The sequence below is a fragment of the Streptomonospora nanhaiensis genome (genome assembly GCF_026642255.1).
Taxonomy (GTDB): domain Bacteria; phylum Actinomycetota; class Actinomycetes; order Streptosporangiales; family Streptosporangiaceae; genus Nocardiopsis; species Nocardiopsis tropica.
The window spans coordinates 6903715-6924235 of record NZ_CP113264.1 but is presented as its reverse complement, the minus strand read 5'-3'; the positions used below and the strand labels follow the sequence as shown (position 1 = coordinate 6924235).

The following is a 20521-nucleotide window of genomic DNA, read 5'->3' as shown; positions in this document are numbered from 1 at the left end:
CCGCCTAGCGGCGGCCGACCCCAGAGTCCTCCGCCGCATCAGCGACCACGCCGGTGCGGCCCTCCGTGCTGCCCCGGCTCCGTTCCTGAACGCCCGGAGCCTCCGACTTGTCCACACCACCCGCACGCGGCGGGGTAGTCCTCCTCGCCGTCCTCCTATCCACCCTCACGTTCCCCCTGGCCATCACCGGCGCCTCGGTGGCGCTGCCCGCCGTCGGCGCCGAGCTCGGCGGCGGCCCGACCGCGCTCCAGTGGGTCGTCAACTCCTACAACGCGTGCTTCGCCGCGTTCCTCGTGTGCGCCGGGTCCGTGGCCGACTCGGTCGGCCGTCGGCGCGTCTACGCCGCAGGGGTCCTCCTCTTCTGCGCGGCCGGCCTGCTGTGCCTGTTCGCGCGGGACGTCGCCGTGCTGAACCTGTTCCGCGCCGTCGGCGGCGTCGGCGCCGCGGCGGCGGTCGCCGGGGGCGGTGCGATGCTCGCCGCGACCTTCGAGGGGTCCGCGCGTGCGCGGGCCTTCGGCCTCCTCGGCACTGTGCTGGGCGCGGGCACCGCCTTCGGCCCCGCCGTCGCCGGGCTGCTGGTGGACACCCTGGGCTGGCGGGCCGCGTTCGCCGCCCCGGCCGTGGTCGCCGGTCTCGCCCTGGCGCTGGTCCCGCTGATGCCCGCCGCGCGCGGCACCGGGAGGCCGGTCGACCGGCCGGGCGCGGTCCTGTTCACCTCGGCGCTGGCGGTCCTGATCGCCGCCCTGGTCGAGGGCCCCGCACGGGGCCTGCCGGTGGTGCTGGCGGGGCTCGCGGTGTCCGCACTGCTGCTGGCCGCCTTCGTCCTGGTCGAACGGCGCAGCCCCGAACCGCTGGTCGACGTGGCGCTGCTCGGCAACCGGAGGTTCGTCGCGTACGCCCTGGCCGCGGCCGTGTTCATGGCGGTGCTCGTCCCCCTGCTCGTCTACCTGCCCTCGTACCTGATCGCGGTGGTGGGCCTGGGAGCGGCGCAGGCCGGACTGTGGCTGCTGATGCTCACGGGGCCGACGCTGTTCCTGCCCGCGCTGGGGGCGGAGCTGGCCGCCCGGCTGCCCCACACCGCGGTCGTGGCGGGCGCCCTGGTCCTGTGCGGAGCGGGCTCCGCGGGCCTGCTGGTGCTCGGTCCGGACGCCACGCCGTGGACCCTCCTGCTCCCGTTCCTGCTGATCGGGGTGGGTGTGGGTCTCACCAACGGCACCGTCGACGGCATGGCGATGGGGGTGGTGGGCGTCGAGCGGACCGGGGTCGCCGCCGGGGTGTTCAACGCGACCCGCATCATCGTGGAGACGGTCGCCCTCGCCTGCGCGGGGGCCGTCCTCGCGGCGCTCACCGGGGGCCGGCTGGAGGGGGAGGGGTTCACGGAGGCGTTCCACGTCGTGGCCCTCGCCCTGGCCGGGGTCGCCGCCCTGGCGGCGGCGGGGGTCCTCGTCCTGGGCGGGCGCGGGGAGAAGGAACCGGAGAAATCACCCCTCTCCTGAGAGGCGGGCGGGCATCATGGGTCCTGGGAGGAGCCACGATGACGACGAACCACTGGCCTGCCGGGACATTCATGGCGAGGGTGGGGGCCGACACGGCGACCAGGCTGCTGGCTCTGGCCCCGCCCCGCCGCCTGTCCGCCGACGACGTGCTGATCGGTCAGGGCGAGAACAGGGAGATGATCCTGCTCCTGAGCCCTCCCGAGGCCGGCGAGCCCGCCTTCGCCAAGGTCACCTCGGTACTGCGCAACGGTACCGAGGTGATGCTCGGCATTCGGGTGCACGGCGACGTCGTGGGCGAGATGGGCATGTTTCGCGCCAGCGGGGCCAGCGCCACCGTCATGGCGTGCACGCCGATGACCGTCCGTTCCTACACGTACAAGGTCTTCCGGGATTTCTTGGACGGGCACCGCGACGCCTGGGAGGCGGTCGGTGCGGTCATGGGCGACCGTCTGGAATCCGCTGACCGGCACCGCGCCGAGTTCGTCGGCTACGAGGTGGACGCCCGCCTCGCCCGCGTTCTCGTGGACCTGGGCGGGCGGCACGGCATCCGCTCCCCCGAGGGCGTCGAGTTGGGGGTGCGGCTGTCGCAGACCGACCTGGGCAAGCTCATCGGGGCCCGCACGGACGCCGTCGGCAACGCCATGAGGCGGTTCCGCGACGAGGGGTTGCTGCTGACGCGTTACCGCCACGTCGTGATTATCGATATGGACAGACTGCACGCGGTGTACGAAAAGGGATGAAGTGCATCAGGGGGTGAGTCTTCCCGCCAGACCATTCGCCACGACCAGGACGAGCATGAACGCCAGCCACGGGATGCACCTCCGGATGTGCTGGTTCTTGGCCCTGGAAATGGTGGAGAAGACCTCTGCCATGCGCCACACCTCGTCCGCGGTCAACGGGCGCGCGGAGTTCGGGCGGGGAAAACCGATGACCATCCTCCCGCCACCGCGGAAAAGCGTTCTCGGACGCAGTGCCAAAACCAGGTGATAGCCCGATGCCAGGAAGGCGAACGCGCAGGCCAGGAGAGATAAAGCCGAGGTGATCGGATGTCCTTCGGACACGCCCTCGCCGTTCACGAGCGCCATGGCGAACCCCGCCTGGGCGGCGCACAGAAAACCGATCTTCGTGTCGGCCTGGGAGACGTTGTTCTGGAAAAACGCCACTGCGGCCAGGGCTGAGTCGATAACGTCCTCCCTGCGAGATTCCATTGCCATCCCTTCTTCGGTGCGAGAAACGACCTCCATTGCACTCCCCCCTGGTGGTTCGGATGGCCGATTGGTCCGTGTTCCGCTGTGTGCCGGTTCTCACGCCGGTGGAGCGGGTGGATTGCCGACTGGTCAGGGATTCGCCTGCGCGCTGCGGACCACACTGGCAGCGTTCCGCGATTTCACATGAGGAAGTAGTGAGGAAATGACACAGACACCCGATTTCGGTCGGCGTCTCATCGTCACGGTCGACGCCAAGGGCTACGGGAGTTCGGACGAGCTCACCCAGCACCAGATCCAGGAGGCCATCCCCGTCCTGCTCACCGCGGCGGCCGAGCGCGTGGGCCTCGATCGGGGGACGTGGCACGTCTCGACCACGGGCGACGGAGAGATGGCGGTCCTGCCGACCACGGTGGAGGAGCCCCGCCTGCTCGACCTCTACGTTCCCGAGGTCGCTTACGTCCTGCGCCGCCACAACCACAACCGGACCGAGGCGGGGCGCCTGCGACTGCGCATGGTCATCCACCACGGGTCCGCCGTGTCCTCGCCGACCGCCGGCTACTCCGGCAATGGGATCGTCACCGCTGCCCGGGTCGTGGACAGCGACGCCCTGCGCGACGTCCTCTCGGGCTCGGGCGCCGACCTCGTCGTCGCTGTGACCGCCCCCGTCCACCAGGACGTCGTCGCCCAGGGCCACACACGCCTGCGCCCCGAGGACTTCGTCCTCACGACCGTCCGCAACAAGGAGTACGAGGAGCCGGTCTGGGTGCACGTGCCCGGTCACCACCCGCGCAGGCCCGGGGCCTTCGGGGGCGGCGCCACCGCCCTCTCCCCGACCACCTCCGGAGCGGGCCCGGCTCCCTCCCCGGCCCCGGAGGCGGAGCGGTCCGCCCGGCCCGGGGAGCCGGGGGCCGGACCGGAGCGACGAGACTCCCCAGCGGTCACCAACGTCATGCACGGCAACGTCGACGCCTCCAACGCCGTCTTCGGCGTCCGCCACTAGGGGGGGCACGTGGACGAACACCCCGACGAGGCCCCCCGACGACGGCCGGACGGTGCGGCGGAGCGGCCGCGCGAAGAGCGTCGGGCCGCCCGCTCCGCCGGGGCCGGGCGGTCACCGCGCGGGAAGGGCCCCGAGCGCGAGAAAGAGGCGGCCGACCGGAGGCGGCAGGGGGAGGCGGACCGGGAGCCCGGTGCCTCCGAGACCCCGGGCAAGGCGCCTCCCGGTGACGGTCCCCCCGTCGACGCCCCGTCAGGCCCCGGAGAGCGTGAGGGAACCGGGCCCGACGACGGGCCCCGCGACCGAACCGATCCGTGGACAGAGATCCCCAGCCGGGTGACCAACGTGTTCTACGGCATGGTCAACGCCCAGAACGGTACCTTCGGTGCGGCGGGGGAGCCCGGGGAACCAAACTCCCCACGCCCATCGGTCACCGGCCCCATGCGGGACCACGAGATCAGCGAGGCCGTCCGGGCCTTCGCCACCCCTGAGGGCTACACGGCCGCAGCCGAGCTCCTGGCGGACAGGGCCGTCCTCGTCCTCACAGGGGAGGCGGGAACCGGTAAGAGGACCGGAGCGATCTCCCTCCTCTCGAGGCTCTCCGACGGCGGGATCACTGTGCTCCCGCCGAGCCAGACCCTGGAGTCCCTGGCGGACCGCGACTTCGTGTCCGGCCGCGGCTACATCGTCCTGGACTGGTTCGGCGTGGACCGGTGGGACTCACCGGCGGAGCACGAGTACCAGTGGTCGGTGCTGTTCGGGTGTGTCGCCAACGCCGGGGCACACCTCGTCCTCACCTGCGACCGGGGTGTTCCCACCGGGAGGACGGCGCCCTCCGTCCCCTGGACCCGCCCCCGCGTGGTCGACGTCCTCCACGAACACCTGCGGGCACGGGCCCCGGGGGAGGAAGGCACGGACCCCGGTGGTGACCCCGGCGTGCCGGAGGCGGCCGAGAAGGCCGCCGCCGCCCTCCCGGACGACCGGTCACTCGCCGACGTCGTGGCTGTCGCGGAGGGGATCGCAGCCGGAGAGGACCCACAGGCAGCGGTCGAGGGCGTCCTGCGGTCCTCCTCCCGTACCCGGGTCCAGGAGTGGTTCGACGCCGACCCGGAAAGGCGTGACGTCGCCGACGCCACCGCGCTCGCGCTCCTCCACGGTGTGCACGAACGCGACTACGAGATCCTTGCCAAACGACTGCACCACCGTCTGAACAGGGCCTTTCCGTCAACGGCTCCCCTGGAGGGGTCTTCCGGGCGTACGGCGGAAGGTGACACCGAGAAGGAACCGGACCGCCTGCCCATGCTTCGGCGGCGGCGAGGCGCGGGAGGGCACAGCCTGATCCGGGTCAGGCTCCGCGACGACGGCTGGTTGGTCCGGCGCTTCCCCGGGTTCGCCGAGAACGGCGACCGGGCCGAGGTCCTGCGTCAGCTGTGGGAGCGCTACGACGCGGACTTCTGGAACGCCGTCGAGTCCTGGACCAGGACGGTCGTCGGTCACGAGACCCGGAGGGTGTTCCTCGCCCGCGGCCTGGCGGCCCTGGCCGGAATCGCCTTCGAGGAGGTCCACGATCTCTACCTGGACCGGTGGTCGAGAAGGGGTGACGGCGACGGCCGCGACACGTGCGTCTTCGTCCTGTGGTCCATGTGCATGGACGAGGGGCTCGCCCCCGTGGTCCTGCGGACCGCGGACCGCTGGCTCTCCCACGGCACGCCGGCGCAGGCCGAGACGGCACTCCACGTGTGGAGCGGCGAGCTGGGCGTGGCCTATCCGACCGAGGCCTTCAACCGGCTGTGGTCCCGGATGCTCGAAGAGGATGCGGCGGAGCGACGGCTGGGCGCGGCCCAGTCCATCGGCACGCTCTTCGGCAGCCTGGTGGACAGGGGCGGCAACGGACGGGCCGTGCTGCGCAGGCTCGACGACGGACTGCTCGACATCCGCCGCTTCGGTTCCGACCGGATCAACCGGACACTGCTGATCATCGCCGTCTTCTCCGCCCTCACGGTCCCCACAAGCGAACCCGTCACCGGGGGGCCGCCCCCGGCCCACGAGGACGACGGGCCCGACGACACGGGTACCGGAGAGGCCCTGGACGGCGACGGCCGGTCCCCGGCCGAACCCGGCGACGGCCCGGACGGCACCGCGGGACCTCTCGCGGCGGAGGACGGACAGGGGAGGGAAGCCCTCGGCGCCGACCCGGCGATAGCCCGCCACCTCATGCTCGCCCCGGACCAGATCCCCACAGTGGCCTGCCTGTGGGTGGAGACGGTCCGTCATCGCCCTGTGCGGCGCCTGTCGATCGAGGCCCTGTGGCGCACCCTGAGGGCGCTCCAGCGCAACGGTGCAGACGCGCAGGGCACGGCGCGCGACCTGCTCCTCGCCCTTGTACCGATGCTGCGGCCGGACGAACGCACCGGGTTCCGGACCAGCTTCGTCAGCGCGGTCCGCCGCTGCGCGGGCAGTGACCCCTCCACCGACGCCGTCCTGGAGATCCTCGCCGGGGTCTTCGGGGACGGCACCGACACCCCGACCGGCGCGGGCGCAGGCCCGGGCCCAGACCCCCTCACGAAAGTGACGACGACATGAAACCCGCCACCTATCCGGTCGTGGAGGAACGCGCCCTGGGCGCTCCGGCCCGACAGGGATTCCTCAACCTGCGCGGCCGTCGCCGCGAGGCCTCCGAACTGCCGCAACCCGCCGCCCATCAGGTGCGCGTCTACCGCAGCGGCGGCGCGTTCCACGTGGACAGGGGCGGTCTCGCCCTCGACGACAACCGCGTCGTCGAGGCGGACCACGTGAGCCTGGTCGACGTCGGACACGACGTCGCGGTCGTGGTGGTCCTCTCGATCCCCTCCGCGGAGGACGACGAGTTCGAGGTTCGGACGACCTTCGCCTGTACGGTCATCGACCCGGTGACCGTGGTCAGCGAGGGCCGGGGAGACGCCGACCGCTTCCTGACCGGCTACATGAGGCGCTACGACAAGCTGCCGCAGATCGCCCAGAACCTCAGGCTGGCCGACATCAACGACGTCCGCGAGCTGGTGTGGAGCCACGTCAAGGCGTTCATCGACCTGTCGCCGCCCGAGGTCCGGGGGATGCGGATCGAGTACGTCGGTACGGAGGTGCTCACCCCGAACAGCCTCCGTGAGACGCGGGGGACATGGCGCACCACCCGTCACGAACAGGAGGTCGAGGTGGCCCGCACCGAGCACGACCACCTGATGAAGGAGAAGGTCACGAACCACACCCGCACGATCATGGCCGGGCTCAGCGAGGCTGTCCAGAACGACACCATCAACGCGGTCATGCTGGCGCTGGCCGAGGGCCGCATCGACCCGACCGAGGTCGCGCACCGCATCACCGCCGAGCGCGAGCGGGCCCTCACCCGGGAATGGGAGCGCGAGGAGGCCGAACGGCAGGAGCGGCAGCGCCAGGGGGAGTGGGAGCGCGATCTCGCCCTGCGCAGGGAGACCTGGGCACGTGAGGACGAGCACCGCCGTATGCAGGTCCGCTCCCAGTTGGCCCAGACGGCGATCCGGGAGAACTATGTGGACGGCGCCATGACCGCCGCCGAGGTCGTCGACTTCGTCGACCCCGAGATGTTCCCGATGCGCACCGAGTCGATCGGCAGCGGTGAGCGGAACAAGACGGTGGCGGAGCCCGCCGTGGACACCGGCGAGATCGTCGCGCAGACCGGTGAGGACCCGCGCTCCGGGGGAGGGAGGACGGAGGGAGACCACGTCCTGCCTCGCGAGGCCGCCGTCGGTGACGGCCCCGAGAACGGAGTGAGGGGGCGGCGCTCCTATTCGGAGGGCCTGAGCGAGGACGACCATGACGCATAGCACCGTCGCCCCACCGGAGGCGGGCTCCCGCCCGGAGACCGCGGAGGAGCCCCGGCTCCCTCCCGAGAGCCGTCCGTACAGATTCCGCGCCTGGACAAGCCGTGTGCTGCGCCGCCTGACCGGCGTCGACGAGGACCTCCTGGACGAGGTCCCCGAGGAACGCCCCCGCTACACCCTCCAGGGGCTGGTGGTCGTCTGCACCTCCCTCCTGGCCGGGATCGCCGTCTTCGTCGCGCTCGGCCGGTTCACCGACACCCCGTGGCCGCTCCTGGTCCCCGCCGCCGCGTTCTGGGCCGGGCTCATCCTGGTCTTCGACTGTTGGATGCTCTCGACCATGCACGGTGTGAAGAAGGGCCACCGGTTCCGCGACTACACGGGGCGGATCATCCTGGCCGTGCTGGTCAGCGTGGTCGTCGCCGAGCCCCTGCTCCTCTACGTCTTCCGGCCGTCCGTCGAACAGGAGATCCGGGTCGACCGGCAGCAGGAGGAGGCGGCCTTCCGGTCGTCGCTGGAGCGCTGCAACCCGGTGTCGGGGGAACAGAGCACCGATCCGTCCTGCACGGAGGAGTTCCTGTTGACGGTCGGCGGCAGCACTCTCGCCGCCGACCGGTCCGCGCTGGCAGCGACGGTCGCCGAACGCGACCGCGTGCAGGAACACGTCGACTCCCTCCGGGGCCAGCTGGAGGAGAAGCAGGAGCTGGCCCGTCTGGAGTGCAACGGCAGTTCCGGAGACGGGCTGACCGGCCGAGCGGGTGAGGGCGTCAACTGTCGGCGGCTGCGCGGCGAGGCCGACGCGTTCGAGGAGGACAGCCGGCTCTCCTCCTACCAGGCCAACCTGCTGGAACTCGACTCCGAGGTGGAGGGCCTCACTTCCGCTTCGGGGGTGTCGACAGCGGATTTCGCCTCCGCGCGCGGCGAGCTGATCGACGAGAAGGTCGCGGACCGGACCGCCGCGGAGGGGGAGCACGGGATCATCGACGAGATGGAGGCCTTGGGCGAGCTCGCCAGGGGGAACTTCTACGTCATGGCGGCGGTGCTGCTGTTGAGGCTCCTGCTGGTTGCCGTGGACCTGTTCCCGGTCCTGACCAAGGTGCTCGGAGGGGCGAGCAAGTACGACGAGCTGTACACCGCCCGGGCCGACTTCCACCGGGAGCGCCACGGGGAGAAGCTGCGGATCCGGCGCAAGCAGCTCCAGGTGGACACAGATCGGGATGTGGGGCGCCTGGACGCCCAGCAGCAGGCCGACCGCAACGAGAACGACCGGCGGATGCGCAGCGACAAGGTCAGGCAGCGGGCCGTCCTGGAGGACGAGATCGCCCGCCAGGCCTCCCAGTACCGGGGGCAGCGCGGGCCCGACGGCGAGGGCTGAGGGGGAGCGGGGAGAGGGGCGGAGCCCGTACCGGGCGCCGCCCCTTCGCCTTCCTGCCCTTCGTCACCCTCCGGGACCCCTGCCCCTCACCGGTCCGTCGGCCGCTGCTCTGCCGGGGCTCGTATCCGGTCGGGCGAGAGTGTGCCTGGTGGTGGCGGACACCGGACGGGGACCGGGCCGGGTCTCGGCCGCCGGACGGACTCCCCGTCGGGCGGACTCCCCGTCGGGCGGCCCCGCACCGGCGGGTCCGGCCCCGGCTACGCGAGGTCCTCCTCGTCGGGCCGCGCCGAGTCGGGGCTGAGCGGGTCGTGCCCCACCGACATCAGGCGGCGCCGCCACCCGGGATCCTCGCGGTGCGGGTCCGCCAGTTCCCGCCGGACGAGATCCGACACCTCGCGCATCAGCTCGACGTCGGCCCCCGTCACGTCGACACGGCGCTTGGACAGCAGGTTCACGACCGCCTCGCCCCGCCGGGACACCGTGTGGCCGGGCTCCGGCCGGAAGCCCTCCTCACCGGAGGCGTCGGTGAGCAGCCACTCGCGCAGCTCCTCACCGGTCATGTCCACCGCCGAGTGGAAGTCCTCCCACGCGTCGTCCACGGTCGGGTCGTGCTCGGTCATCTTCTTCCTCCCCGCTCTCGGACATGTCCTGTCGGATCCGTTGACCGGCTCCGCGCCCCCGCCCCGCCTCCGGCTCCTGGCCCCTGAACTCCGGCCCCGCGGCCCCGGCCGGGACACCCCGGCACCCCGGCCGCCGTGCCGGTCGAAACCCTTCACCGCCGGAGCCGGCGGGACGCGTAGACCGCGGCCCCCGCCGCCAGCGCGGCGGCGCCGACCAGGGCCGCGGGACGGCGCCTGCGGTTCAGCTCGTCGAGGGGGCTGACGCCCCACGCCTCGTCGTCGAACTCCCCGTGCGCGCCGAAGTCCAGCACGTCGTCCACGGGCTCGAACAGGTTGTCCCGCTCGGGCGCGGGCTCGTCCCGGACCTGGCTGTCCCTGCCGGAGAGGCCCAGCTGGAGGTCGAGCGCCCTCGGGGCGAGGCGCTGCGCCAGCACGGTGCCCACGGTCGACGCGCCCACCCAGTACCGGCGGCGCCGGGGGTGCTCGGCGGCCCACACGATCGCGCGCGCCGCCACCTCCGGCTGGTAGACCGGCGGCACGGGCCTGGTCCGCGCCCCCATCCGCGAGCGGACCCACGAGAACTGCGGGGTGTTGACCGCCGGCAGGTGGACCTCCGTCAACCTGATCCGCGACCGGGCGTGCACCAGTTCGGCGCGCACGGAGTCGGTGAACCCGCGTACCGCGTGCTTGGCCCCGCAGTACGCGGCCTGGAAGGGGATGCCCCGGTAGGCCAGGGCCGATCCGACCTGCACGACCTCGCCCCGGTTCCGGGGCACCATCAGCTCCAGCGCGGTCCGCGTGCCGTGGACGTAGCCGTGGTAGCAGACGTCGGTGACCCGGCGGTACTCCTCGGGCTCCACCTCCCCGAAGGGGGCGATGACCGAGGCGAAGGCCGCGTTCACCCACACGTCCACCGGGCCGAGCGCGGCCTCGGTCCGGGCCGCCGCCTCGCGCACCGCCGCGGCGTCCGCGGCGTCCGTGCGGACGGCCAGCGCCGGGACCCCGGCCTCGTGCGCCTCCCGCTCGGCGGCGGCCAGCCCCTTCGCGCCGCGCGCGAGGAGGGCCACCGCGTAGCCCCGGCGGGCGAACTCCCGCGCGGTCGCCCGGCCGACGCCCGCGCTGGCGCCGCTGACGACGGCCACCCGGCGTCCCCCGTTCCCGGTCTCCATACCGACCTCCGTCACGAACTCGGGACCTTCCCCCTGCGCTACCCGGGGCAGTGGTTCCTTATGTGCACACCAGGACTCTGAAGTGTCGTTTCGTCCCGTCCTTCCCAGGGCAGGCGGAGGGGAAGCGCTGGCGGGAGGACCACGGGGAGGGGCCGATGGGGCAGGGGACGACGGGCATCGGGGACCACGGCTTCCTCTCGGACTGCCACACCGCGGCGCTCACCACACCGGACGGCACGGTCACGTGGCTGTGCGCGCCGAGGTTCGACGGGCCCGCGTTCCTGTCCGGGATCCTCGACCCGGACCGCGGCGGGGAGTGGACCCTGGAGGTCCAGGGGGCGCGGCCGGCGGACCGCGCCTACGTGGACGAGACACTCGTCCTGGAGACCCTGTGGCGGGGCGACGGGGTGGAGGTCGCGGTCCGCGACCTGCTCGCGGTGCGGACCCCCGGGGGGAAGGAGGGCCTGTACCGCGAGGGCGTCCTCGTGCGGCTCGTCGAGTGCAGGGCGGGCACCGCCTCCGTGCGCTCCCGACTGCGTGCCCGTCCCGACTTCGGACGCTCGGAGCCGCGGTGGGAGAGCGTGGACGGGGGCCTGAGGGAGGCGTCGGGCCCGCTGCTGTCGGGCGCTCCCGGCCCCGGCCTCACAGGGGACGGCGGCCCCGAGTTCCTGGTGGAGCTCTCCGAGGGGGACACCGCGGTCTTCGCGCTGGACTACCTCCACGGCGAGCGCCGCGTCGACCTGGGGGAGGGACGCGCCCTGCTCCGGGGGACGGTGGACGCGTGGCGGGCGTGGTCGGCGCGGACCGACTACGACGGCGCGGGGGCCACCCACGTGCGCCGCAGCGCGCTCACCCTGCGCGGGCTGCTCCACGAGGAGAGCGGAGCCCTGATCGCCGCGCCCACCACCTCCCTGCCGGAGTGGCCGGGAGGGACCAGGAACTGGGACTACCGCTACGTGTGGCACCGCGACGCGGCCCTCGTGGTGCTGGCCTTCCTCCGCCTCGGGCACGAGGCCGAGGCGGGGAGCTACCTGAGCTTCCTGCTGCGGGTGTGCGGTCGCCCGAAGGGATGGCTCCCGCCCGTGGAGACGGTCGACGAGGAACCGCCCCCCGAGGAGGAGGTCCTGGACCACCTGTCCGGGTACGGCGGAGCGCGGCCGGTCCGGACCGGCAACGCGGCGTACTCGCAGCACCAGCTCGACGTCTACGGGCACATCCTCGACGCGGCCCTCTCCTACGAGGACGCCACCGGGAGCCTGCCGCCGGACGAGCTGGCCCGGCTCGCCACCGTGGTCGAGTCGGCGCGCGAGCTGTGGCGGGAGCCGGACGAGGGCATGTGGGAGGTCAGGACGGACCCCCGGCACTGGACCAGCTCCAAGGTCTACGCCTGGGTGTGCCTCGACCGCGCGGTCCAGCTCGCGGAGATGACCGGCGGGGAGGACGAGGTGCCGCTGGAGGCATGGCGCGAGGAGGCCCGCGCGATCCGCCGGGACGTCCTCGACCACGGCTACGACCCGTCCACGGGTTCTTTCGTCCAGTCCTACGGCGCGGCCAACGTGGACGGCTCGCTGCTGCGGATCCCGCTCCTGGGCTTCCTCGACGGCACCGACCCGCGTGTGCTTCGCACCCTGGAGCGCGTGGAGGCCGAACTGGGCGAGGGCGGCGGCCTGATCCGCAGGTACGACCCCGAGGAGACCGGCGACGGGATCGGCACCCCGGAGGGCGCCTTCCTCCTCTGCTCGTTCGACATGGTGTCCGCGCTCGTCCTCGCCGGGCGGACCGACGAGGCGAGGGAGAGGTTCGAGCGGCTGTGCGGGAGCGGGGGCGAACTGGGGCTCCTCGCCGAGGAGATGACCGCGGACGGCACCCAGCTGGGCAACTTCCCCCAGGCCTTCACGCACCTCGCGCTGATCGAGGCCGCCGTCAACGTCGACGGGGCGGCCGACAGGGAGGCGCTGCACGACTGGGCCCGCACCAGGTCCGGCAACGGAGGCGGAACGAGACGAAGGAGGAACGGGGACGATGACTGACGACACCTCCGGCGCGGAGAGCGTCAAGGAGACCGTCCGGCAGGAGGCGGAGGCCTACCGCGGGGGCAGCGACCAGCCGCTCGTCGGCTACGCCGCGGTGGCGTCCGGCTACGCGGCCCTGGTGGCGGCGGGGGCGCTCGTCGCGAGCCGCTCCCGCCGGAGCGGGGCCGCCGCCTCGGTGGGGCCCTGGGACCTGGCGCTGATGGGGCTCACCACCCACAAGCTGTCGCGGCTGCTGGCCAAGGACCCGGTGACCAGCCCGCTGCGGTCGTTCTTCACGCGCTTCCGGGGGGCCTCCGCGCCGGCCGAGCTCGACGAGGAGGTGCGCGGCGAGGGCGGGCGCAAGGCGGTCGGCGAGCTGGTCACCTGCCCCTTCTGCCTGGCCCAGTGGGTGGCCACCGGCTACGCCTTCGGGCTGGTGTTCGCTCCCGCCCTCACCCGGAGCGCGGGAGCGGTGTTCAGCGCCGTGGCGGTGTCCGACTGGCTGCAACTCGCCTATGTGCGCCTCCAGAAGGCGCAGGAGTAGGGCCCGGCCGCTGGAACCCAAACTCTCCCGGCCGGGCCCGGTCCGCCCGGTCAGGCGTCGCGGCGGCGGTCCTCCGGCCCGGTCCCCCCGGCGCCGGAGCCGTCCCCGCGGGGCTCACCGCCCGGCTCCCCGTCCGGGCCGTCGGAGCCGGCGATGCCCGCCTCGGGGGGCGTGCCGACGACGAACCCGAAGACGACGTGGTCGATCAGCAGCGCCCACCGCTCGCGCGGTCTGGACCCGCGGGCGTGGGCCAGGCCCAGCACCGGCGCGACGGCCACCTCGAACAGGCCCCAGACCGCGACGCCGTACACCGGCCCGGTCAGCCGCGAACGGCGCAGTCGGGCGGGCAGGAGGGCGAACACCGCCCCCGCCGTCGCGCCGTACCCCCAGTGGGCCAGTTCCACGGCGGCCGACCTGCGGTGCTCGGGCACGCTCTCCAGCAGGAGGGGCACGCCCTCCTTGAGGACGGCGTCGGGCGGCGTCCTCTCGATGGCCCCCACGCCGACCGCCACCTGCCGCATCCCGCTCATGGCCATCGCGCCCACGACCCCCCGCAGAGCCCCCCGGAACCAGGGGCGGCGGGGAGGAGCACCGGTTTCGTCGACCATCGCTGCCTCCCAATTGCTCGGTGCCTTCCGGTTCCCCACCCCCTAGCCGTTCCACGGTCCGCCCACACGTCGGGACACGAATCCGTCGCACCGGCCGGAGCGGCAGGGGGTCGTCCGGACCGGCGCGCCGGGGACGACGCGGTCCGTGCGCCCCGTCCGGGTGCTGGACCGGCCCTCCCCGCCGCCGTAGCCTCGACCCGACGGGCAAGGCGAGCAGCGAGGAGCCCCGCCACATGGCGACCACAGCGCCGGACCGGCGTCCCGCGTCCCTGGCCGCGATCGAGGCCGACACCGAGGCCATCGGCTTCACCATGTCCTGCGAGGAGGGTGTCGGCCGCCTGCTCCGGGCCCTGGCGGCGTCCAAGCCCGGAGGGCGGTTGCTCGAACTGGGCACCGGCACCGGAGCGGGTACCGCGTGGCTGCTCGCCGGGATGGACCGGGAGTCCGTCCTGGAGACCGTCGACAACGACCCCGCGTGCCTCGGCGTGGCCCGCCGCCACCACACCGTGGACCCGCGCGTGACGGTCTACGAGGCCGACGGCGGCGAGTGGCTGGCCGGTCGGGCGGACGACACCGGCCCCGGCTACGACCTGGTGTTCGCGGACGCGTGGCCGGGCAAGTTCACCCACCTGGACGAGGCGCTCTCGCTCGTGGACCGGGGCGGCTTCTACGTCGTCGCCGACCTCGCCCGGCACGCGGGGGGCACGGACTCCGAGGGCCACCGGCTGGAGGTGGAGGGGCTGATCGGCGACCTGGAGTCGCGTTCGGGCTGGGAGCGGATCCCGCTGCTGGGCTGGTCCTGCGGGGTGCTCGTGATGGTCCGCCGCTGAGGCGTGTCCGGCGCGGAACCGGCCCCCGGGCGGGCGGCGCCCCCTACGGTGGGCGGGACACCCGCCCTCTCCTGTCTGGAGCACCGACCTTGAGCCCACGTTTCCGGGAACTCGACCACCGGCCCACCCCGATGGGGGTGATCAGCCTGCGCCGCCGCTGGGACCCCCTCGTGGGCGACGACGTCTACGAGATCAAGCTCGACGACGACTTCCTGATGTCCAGCGCCTTCACCGCCGCGGAGGTGGAGGTGGCCCGCCTCGCCCTGGCCGAACTGCGCGCGGGCCCCGGCGCGGAGCCGCCGGACGGGTACGACGTGGTCGTGGGCGGGCTCGGGCTCGGCCACACCGCCCTCACCGTGCTCGACGACCCCGGTGTGCGCTCGCTCCTGGTGGTGGAGGCGCTGGGCGAGGTGGTCGACTGGCACCGGGAGGGGCTCGTCCCGGCGGGGGCCGTGCTGTCCGCCGACCCCCGCTGCAGGCTGGCGCGCGGCGACTTCTTCGCACGGGCCCTGGGCTCGGAGGGGCTGGACCCGGAGGCCCCGGGCAGCCGGTTCCACGCGGTCGTGGTCGACATCGACCACTCGCCCCGACACCTGCTCCACCCGTCCCACGCACCCTTCTACGAGCCGGAGGGGGTGCGCCGCCTCGCCGGGAGCCTGCACCCCGGCGGGGTGTTCGCGCTCTGGTCCAACGACCCGCCGGACGCCGGCTACGAGGACGTCCTGCGGCTCGCCTTCGGCGGGGTGCGCAGCGAGGTGGTGACCTTCGCCAGCCCCTACCAGGAGGCGCCCGCGTCGAACACCGTCTACCTGGGGACCGCCCCCGGGGCCTGAGCCGCGAGGACGGGGCCGCCGCGGTGCCGAGGGGCCCCGCGACGTGTCGGAAGCGCCGGAGGGGGAAGCGACGGTGACAGCGGGGACGGCCCGCGGCGGGACGGCTCCGCCGGGCCGGGGGCACGGGAACGGGCCCCTCCCCGGCGGCGGACGAGGACAGGAGGGGACGGGGTGGCGCAGCGGCATCGGACGGGACCCGGGGAGCGTTGGCGCCGGTGGGGGCGCAGGGCCTTCGAACGGCGGGGACACGAGCGCGAGACCGCCGTCCTCATCCTCAAGTGTGCCGTGGCCGCGACCCTCGCCCTGGGGGTGGGCACCCTGCTGATGGACACGCAGCAGATCGGGTTCGCGCCGTTCTCCGCCCTCCTGGTCGTGCGCCCCAGCGTCTACGGGTCGGTGCTCCAGTCCGGCCGCTACGTGGCCGCGGTCGTGACGGGCGCGCTGATCGCGGGCCTGGGCGGTCTCACCGTGGGCCCCGAGCTGTGGATCTTCGCCCTGCTCGTCCTGTTCGCCCTCGTCCTGGGCCAGGCCGCCGTCTTCGGCTCGCAGGGCTCCCAGATCCCCGTCGTCGCGGCGTTCGCCCTGGCGGGGGGCACGGCGGCCAGCCCCGGCGACCTCGGTTCGCTCCTGGCCATGGTCATGGTGGGCGCGGGCGCGGCCGTGGTGACGAACACGGTCCTCGCCCCCGCCATCCGCTTCCGCGACGCCGAGAACGCGGTGCTCGACTTCGCCGACGGCCTGCGCCACCTGTCGCACGAGATGGCCGAGGGGCTCGGGCGGGGGAACGACGGCCTGGCCGATCTCGACCACTGGGCGCGCGTCGCGGAGGGGTTCGACGACACCGAGCGCAACGCGCGGGCCGCGGTCGCCAAGCAGGAGGAGCGGGTGCGCCTCAACCCGCGCAGGGCCCTGGGAGGTCGCGGGCCCCAGGGCGACCCGGACGCGTACCGGGCCTGGATCTCCGCCCTGGGCCGGGCCTCGCGCCACCTCCGGTCCGTCGTGCGCACCCTGCGGTACTCGACCGACTCCGGGGGGAGGTTCCCCGCACCGGACGACGCCTTCCTGAGCGGGTTCGCGCAGCTCATGGACGGCGCGGCCGACGCTTTCCGGGCCGTCTGCGACGCAGAGGAGCCGGAGCGCTCCTCCGCCTCCGCCGACCTGCGCGCCTGCCTGGACGCGGGGGAGCGCGGGGTGGAGCGGGCGCGGCAGGAGCTCGGCGAGGACCGGGACCGGGACCGGTGGCCCGTGTACAGCGCGCTGCTCACCGACGTGGACCGCCTGTTCGAGGAGCTCCGCGAGGGGCACGAGAACAGCACGCGCGACCGCGGGTGAGGAACCGGGCGTACACGGGCCGTCACGGGGAAGGGAGCGGACATGGTGCACACATCGACCGCCGGACCCGCCTTGCGTACCCTCTCCGCCCTCGGCGCCCTCCTCCTGCTCTCCGCCTGCAGCACCCCCGAGGGCGTGACCACCGGAACCGGTGAGACCGACCCCGGGACGACCGCGTCCGAGCCCGGACAGCCGGAGGACGTCGCCACCGGCCTGGAGGTGCCGTGGGGCGTCGCGTTCCTCCCCGACGGCTCGGCTCTGGTCGCCCAGCGCGACTCCGCCGAGGTCGTCCGCGTGGCGGGCGACGGCACCGTCACCGGCGCCGGGACCGTCCCCGGGGTGTCCCCGTCCGGGGAGGGCGGCCTGCTGGGACTGGCCGTCGACCCCGGTTTCCCCGAGGAGCCCTACGTGTACGCCTACTACACGACGGACTCCGACAACCGGATCGGCCGGATGGAGTACGACCCGGACGGGGGCGTCCTGGGCGAGCCGGAGACGGTCCTCGACGGGATCCCCTCGGCGTCCACCCACAACGGCGGCCGGATCGAATTCGGCCCCGACGGCCTCCTCTACGCGGGGACCGGCGATGCCGGGGACCCGCGGAACTCCCAGGACACCGGCTCCCTCGGGGGCAAGGTCCTGCGCCTCACCCCGGACGGGGAGCCCGCCCCGGACAACCCTTTCGGCAACTACACGTACAGCTACGGGCACCGCAACGTGCAGGGCCTGGCCTGGGACGGGGACGGCAGCCTCTACGCCACCGAGTTCGGCCAGAACCGGCTGGACGAGGTCAACCTGATCGAGCCGGGCGACAACTACGGGTGGCCCGAGGTGGAGGGGCCCGGCGGCGGGGACGAGTACGTCGACCCGCTGGTCACGTGGACCACCGCGGAGGCCTCCCCGAGCGGCGCCGCCTTCGCGGGCGGCTCCCTGTGGGTGGCGGGCCTGCGCGGCGAGCGGCTCTGGGAGGTGCCGCTCACCGGTGACGGCGGAGCGGGCGAGCCGGTCGCCCACCTGGAGGGGGAGTACGGCCGCCTGCGCACGGTGGTGGCCGTCCCCGGCGGGGACGGGCTGTGGCTGGGCACCAGCAACCTGGACGGCCGGGGCGAACCGCGCGACGGCGACGACCGGATCCTGCGGCTGCCCCTGGAGTAGGCGGTCCGGTGACGCGCTGCTCCCGCCGGCCCGGGCGGGGGAGCGGCCCTGGCGGCCGGGCCCTCCCCGGACGTCCCGGGGGAGGATGTCGGACGGGGCCCCACGCTCTCCTGAGGGGCCCCGTCCTCCCGGATGGACCTGTGGCCGGTCCGGGCCCGGTCACCGGGGCCCGGACCGGGCGGCTACCGGAGCTGTTCGACGGCGAACGCGGACACCCACGCCAGCGTCGAGTTCCAGTTGACGGTCAGCTCGTTGGTGGCGTAGGAGCCGATGTCGTCGATGTAGCAGAACTGGGGGGCGCACCCCGCCAGGTCGGCCTCGGTCACCGGGTCCCAGGTGGCCGTGTCCGAGTTGGGCCCTCCGGCGAGCGAGCCGGGGGGCGGGGCGGGCAGCGACGGGTCGAGCTGGTGGGCGTACCAGCGGCTGTGCTGGTTGACCGCGTCGTTGGTGCCGTGCCCGGTGACGTAGGACTGGTTGAGGGCGTTGCGGCCCAGCACGTAGTCCATCCCCTCCAGGACCGCGTCCCGGAAGGCCGCGTCCCCGCTGACGTCGTAGGCGGTCGACAGCACCACCAGGTTGTTCAGCACGAGGTTGTTGGAGCCCCAGGCGAAGACCCCGTCCTCGGGCGCGTAGGCCAGGCCGTACGGGTGGGACCCGATGTTGTCCAGGTACTGCCCGGCGCCCTCGACCAGCGCGTCCCGGGCCCCGTCGGACAGGTCGTTGGGCACCGAGGCCAGCTGGAGGACCCCCAGCGGCGCCGTGTAGCGCCAGTCGAACCCGCCGGGTCCGAACACCCCGGGGTCGGCGTGCAGGCCGGACGAGGTGACGGCGTCCTCGTACCCGTCGTCGCCCGTGGCCAGGTACAGCTCCGCGGCCGCCCAGTAGAACTCGTCGGAGACGTCGGTGTCGTCGTAGGGGCCGCCGCCCTCGCCGGTCGGTGGGGCGTACTCCTCGGGGTGGGCCGCGGCGGCGGCCCAGGCGGTCTCCGCCGACTCCAGGCAGGAGGCGGCGAACTCCGCGTCGTAGGGCTCGAAGACCCGGGAGCACTGGGCCGCGGTCGCCGCGAGGTTGAGGGTGGCGGCCGTCGACGGCGGGTGCAGGTAACGGGGCTGGGGGTCGTCGGCGGGCAGCATCGGGATCGCCGTCCACGCCGCGTCGTGGACCTTGTGGTGGGCCATGCCGGCCAGGGGTTCTCCCTCGGGCACCTGCATGGCCATCAGGAACTCCATCTCCCAGCGGGCCTCGTCCAGGACGTCGGGGACGCCGTTGTCCCGCTCGGGCAGGCGCAGGGTGGAGTCGCCCGCGCGCTCGGGGTTGCCGGTCGGCGCGTGCAGGGCGCGCTCGTGGACGCTCATCAGCTGGTGGACGGAGATGCCGCCGTTGACCACGTACTTGCCGTGGTCGCCCGCGTCGTACCAGCCGCCGGACACGTCCAGTGTGTAGTCGCAGGGGGTCGCGGGATGGCAGGGGACCTCGGTGTCGCCCTGGTTGGGCGCGACGCCGACGTGTCCGGCCCCGCGTCCGTAGCCGGGGGCGATCGCGTCCGAGATCCCGATGCCGCTGCGCTGGGGGTAGTAGAAGGACAGGGCGTCCGCGGCCAGGTCCTCGTAGAGGTCGGCGGAGACGGCGAAGGGATGGCTCGTCTCGCCGTCGGCGGTCAGCGTGTACCCCTCACCGGGTTCGGTGAAGCCGCCGAAGTCGACGGTGTGGACGCTCTGGCCGGACGAGGCGTCGGGGCCGTGGGGGACGGTGTCGCCGTCGGCGACGACCGCGCCGTCCGCGTCGGCCAGCGTCCAGGGGAGGGGATCGGCGGCGTCGGTGACGACGGTGGCGTTCTTGGGGCCCTCGGGCAGGTAGCCGAGCTGGTTGACGCGCACGCGCGGGCCGGTGTCGGGCACGTACACGGGGGGTTCGGCGCCGTCGAGCAGGGACACGTCGTCCAGGCAGAGCGTCCAGGGCTCGGCCGCGCCGCCGACCTGGAAGGCCACCTGGGCGTCGTCGCGGTCCTCGTCCGCCGTGAAGACGAACGCGTGGGCGGCGGCCTCCTCGGTGAGGAACGCGCGTTCGTCGAGTTCGGTGCGCCAGGGGTCGACGGGTTCCTGGACGAGCGCGCGGACGGGCCGCGACCCGGTCCCGGAGGCGGTGAAGGAGAAGGTGTAGGACTCGCCCGCACGCAGGGGGACGCCGTCCTGGCCGATGATCACGTCCCACGGATCGGCGGTTCCGCCGGGGACGTCGGCGCACAGCCGTCCGTCCTCCGTGACCTCGGGCGCGATGGAGGGGCTGCCCCACCATCCGGTGGCGCCGTCGTCGAAGCCTCCGTTGACGATGTGTTCGGTGGGTTCCTCGTCGGCCTGAACGGGGGAGGCCGCGAGGAGGGTCGCCGAGAGCGCCAGGGCGGCGCCGAGGGCCGGTGCGGCGTTTCTTCGTACCGGTCTCACTGTGGGGGTTCCTTCCGCCGGGGGTGAGCGGTCGACAGGTCTGGGAGCGCTCCCAAATTCATTGTTGT

17 protein-coding genes are annotated in these 20521 nt (G+C 73.6%); 12 read left to right on the top strand and 5 right to left on the bottom strand.

Annotated features, from left to right (window positions below):
* Positions 1-107 precede the first annotated feature (107 nt).
* Together OUQ99_RS29960 and OUQ99_RS29955 are read left to right on the top strand one after the other, a co-directional pair.
* Positions 108-1496, top strand: a complete 1389-nt coding sequence (locus tag OUQ99_RS29960) for an MFS transporter (RefSeq protein ID WP_267947107.1) — start codon at positions 108-110, stop codon at positions 1494-1496.
* A gap of 38 nt (positions 1497-1534) precedes the next feature.
* On the top strand, positions 1535-2236 hold the full coding sequence (locus OUQ99_RS29955) for a Crp/Fnr family transcriptional regulator (RefSeq protein ID WP_267947106.1): 702 nt from the start codon (positions 1535-1537) through the stop codon (positions 2234-2236).
* Positions 2237-2242: 6 nt separating this feature from the next.
* Here the strand turns inward: OUQ99_RS29955 and OUQ99_RS29950 are convergent, their stop codons facing one another.
* Complete coding sequence (locus tag OUQ99_RS29950) at positions 2243-2740, bottom strand: hypothetical protein (RefSeq protein WP_267947105.1); 498 nt, start codon at positions 2738-2740, stop codon at positions 2243-2245.
* Between the two features lie 166 nt (positions 2741-2906).
* Between OUQ99_RS29950 and OUQ99_RS29945 the strand changes: the two genes are divergently transcribed.
* The 4 genes from OUQ99_RS29945 (at position 2907) to OUQ99_RS29930 (ending at position 8909) form a co-directional block, all read left to right on the top strand.
* Complete coding sequence (locus OUQ99_RS29945; RefSeq protein ID WP_267947104.1) at positions 2907-3704, top strand: hypothetical protein; 798 nt, start codon at positions 2907-2909, stop codon at positions 3702-3704.
* Positions 3705-4037: 333 nt separating this feature from the next.
* Positions 4038-6284, top strand: coding sequence for a hypothetical protein (locus OUQ99_RS29940; protein ID WP_267947103.1), 2247 nt, complete (start codon positions 4038-4040; stop codon positions 6282-6284).
* Positions 6281-7540, top strand: coding sequence for a hypothetical protein (locus OUQ99_RS29935; RefSeq protein WP_267947102.1), 1260 nt, complete (start codon positions 6281-6283; stop codon positions 7538-7540). The genes OUQ99_RS29940 and OUQ99_RS29935 overlap by 4 nt, the downstream gene beginning before the upstream one ends.
* Positions 7530-8909, top strand: a complete 1380-nt coding sequence (locus tag OUQ99_RS29930) for a DUF4407 domain-containing protein (protein ID WP_267947101.1) — start codon at positions 7530-7532, stop codon at positions 8907-8909. Before OUQ99_RS29935 ends, OUQ99_RS29930 begins: the two co-directional genes overlap by 11 nt.
* Before the next feature lie 257 nt (positions 8910-9166).
* On the opposite strand, the gene OUQ99_RS29925 is transcribed toward OUQ99_RS29930, so the two are convergent.
* Positions 9167-9529: a DUF3140 domain-containing protein gene (locus OUQ99_RS29925; protein WP_267947100.1), complete on the bottom strand. Its 363-nt coding sequence runs from the start codon at positions 9527-9529 to the stop codon at positions 9167-9169.
* Between the two features lie 152 nt (positions 9530-9681).
* Positions 9682-10698 carry an SDR family oxidoreductase gene (locus OUQ99_RS29920; RefSeq protein ID WP_267950560.1) on the bottom strand — a complete coding sequence of 339 codons (1017 nt, stop codon included), beginning with the start codon at positions 10696-10698 and terminating at the stop codon, positions 9682-9684.
* Positions 10699-10853: 155 nt separating this feature from the next.
* Here OUQ99_RS29920 and OUQ99_RS29915 point away from each other — a divergent pair, with 155 nt between their 5' ends.
* Together OUQ99_RS29915 and OUQ99_RS29910 are read left to right on the top strand one after the other, a co-directional pair.
* Complete coding sequence (locus tag OUQ99_RS29915; protein ID WP_267947099.1) at positions 10854-12728, top strand: glycoside hydrolase family 15 protein; 1875 nt, start codon at positions 10854-10856, stop codon at positions 12726-12728.
* A complete protein-coding gene (locus OUQ99_RS29910; RefSeq protein ID WP_267947098.1) occupies positions 12721-13254 on the top strand; it encodes a DUF1360 domain-containing protein in 534 nt (177 codons plus the stop codon). Before OUQ99_RS29915 ends, OUQ99_RS29910 begins: the two co-directional genes overlap by 8 nt.
* Before the next feature lie 50 nt (positions 13255-13304).
* Here the strand turns inward: OUQ99_RS29910 and OUQ99_RS29905 are convergent, their stop codons facing one another.
* Positions 13305-13862: a hypothetical protein gene (locus tag OUQ99_RS29905; protein WP_431061472.1), complete on the bottom strand. Its 558-nt coding sequence runs from the start codon at positions 13860-13862 to the stop codon at positions 13305-13307.
* Between the two features lie 233 nt (positions 13863-14095).
* Here OUQ99_RS29905 and OUQ99_RS29900 point away from each other — a divergent pair, with 233 nt between their 5' ends.
* The 4 genes from OUQ99_RS29900 to OUQ99_RS29885 all read left to right on the top strand — a co-directional run bounded on the left by OUQ99_RS29900 (position 14096) and on the right by OUQ99_RS29885 (position 18012).
* A complete protein-coding gene (locus OUQ99_RS29900) occupies positions 14096-14692 on the top strand; it encodes an O-methyltransferase (RefSeq protein ID WP_267947097.1) in 597 nt (198 codons plus the stop codon).
* Between the two features lie 89 nt (positions 14693-14781).
* The gene (locus tag OUQ99_RS29895) at positions 14782-15525 is read left to right on the top strand and encodes a spermidine synthase (RefSeq protein WP_267947096.1); all 744 of its coding nucleotides are present in this window, start codon (positions 14782-14784) and stop codon (positions 15523-15525) included.
* Between the two features lie 171 nt (positions 15526-15696).
* Entirely contained in the window at positions 15697-16857 is a 1161-nt protein-coding gene (locus OUQ99_RS29890; protein WP_267947095.1) for an FUSC family protein, read from the top strand.
* Positions 16858-16899: 42 nt separating this feature from the next.
* Positions 16900-18012, top strand: coding sequence for a PQQ-dependent sugar dehydrogenase (locus OUQ99_RS29885; RefSeq protein WP_267947094.1), 1113 nt, complete (start codon positions 16900-16902; stop codon positions 18010-18012).
* A 182-nt stretch (positions 18013-18194) separates the two neighbouring features.
* On the opposite strand, the gene OUQ99_RS29880 is transcribed toward OUQ99_RS29885, so the two are convergent.
* Positions 18195-20453 (bottom strand): glycoside hydrolase family 9 protein, encoded by a 2259-nt coding sequence (locus OUQ99_RS29880; RefSeq protein WP_267947093.1) that lies wholly within the window; start codon positions 20451-20453, stop codon positions 18195-18197.
* Positions 20454-20521: the final 68 nt, after the last annotated feature.

Excerpts from the sequence above, each read along its gene's own strand:
- OUQ99_RS29905 (WP_431061472.1), bottom strand. The coding sequence starts at position 13,862 with ATGGTCGACGAAACCGGTGCTCCTCCCCGCCGCCCCTGGTTCCGGGGG.
- OUQ99_RS29955 (WP_267947106.1), top strand. The coding sequence starts at position 1,535 with ATGACGACGAACCACTGGCCTGCCGGGACATTCATGGCGAGGGTGGGG.
- OUQ99_RS29910 (WP_267947098.1), top strand. The coding sequence starts at position 12,721 with ATGACTGACGACACCTCCGGCGCGGAGAGCGTCAAGGAGACCGTCCGG.
- OUQ99_RS29920 (WP_267950560.1), bottom strand. The coding sequence starts at position 10,698 with ATGGAGACCGGGAACGGGGGACGCCGGGTGGCCGTCGTCAGCGGCGCC.
- OUQ99_RS29900 (WP_267947097.1), top strand. The coding sequence starts at position 14,096 with ATGGCGACCACAGCGCCGGACCGGCGTCCCGCGTCCCTGGCCGCGATC.
- OUQ99_RS29935 (WP_267947102.1), top strand. The coding sequence starts at position 6,281 with ATGAAACCCGCCACCTATCCGGTCGTGGAGGAACGCGCCCTGGGCGCT.
- OUQ99_RS29945 (WP_267947104.1), top strand. The coding sequence starts at position 2,907 with ATGACACAGACACCCGATTTCGGTCGGCGTCTCATCGTCACGGTCGAC.
- OUQ99_RS29950 (WP_267947105.1), bottom strand. The coding sequence starts at position 2,740 with ATGGAGGTCGTTTCTCGCACCGAAGAAGGGATGGCAATGGAATCTCGC.
- OUQ99_RS29885 (WP_267947094.1), top strand. The coding sequence starts at position 16,900 with ATGGTGCACACATCGACCGCCGGACCCGCCTTGCGTACCCTCTCCGCC.
- OUQ99_RS29925 (WP_267947100.1), bottom strand. The coding sequence starts at position 9,529 with ATGACCGAGCACGACCCGACCGTGGACGACGCGTGGGAGGACTTCCAC.
- OUQ99_RS29915 (WP_267947099.1), top strand. The coding sequence starts at position 10,854 with ATGGGGCAGGGGACGACGGGCATCGGGGACCACGGCTTCCTCTCGGAC.
- OUQ99_RS29930 (WP_267947101.1), top strand. The coding sequence starts at position 7,530 with ATGACGCATAGCACCGTCGCCCCACCGGAGGCGGGCTCCCGCCCGGAG.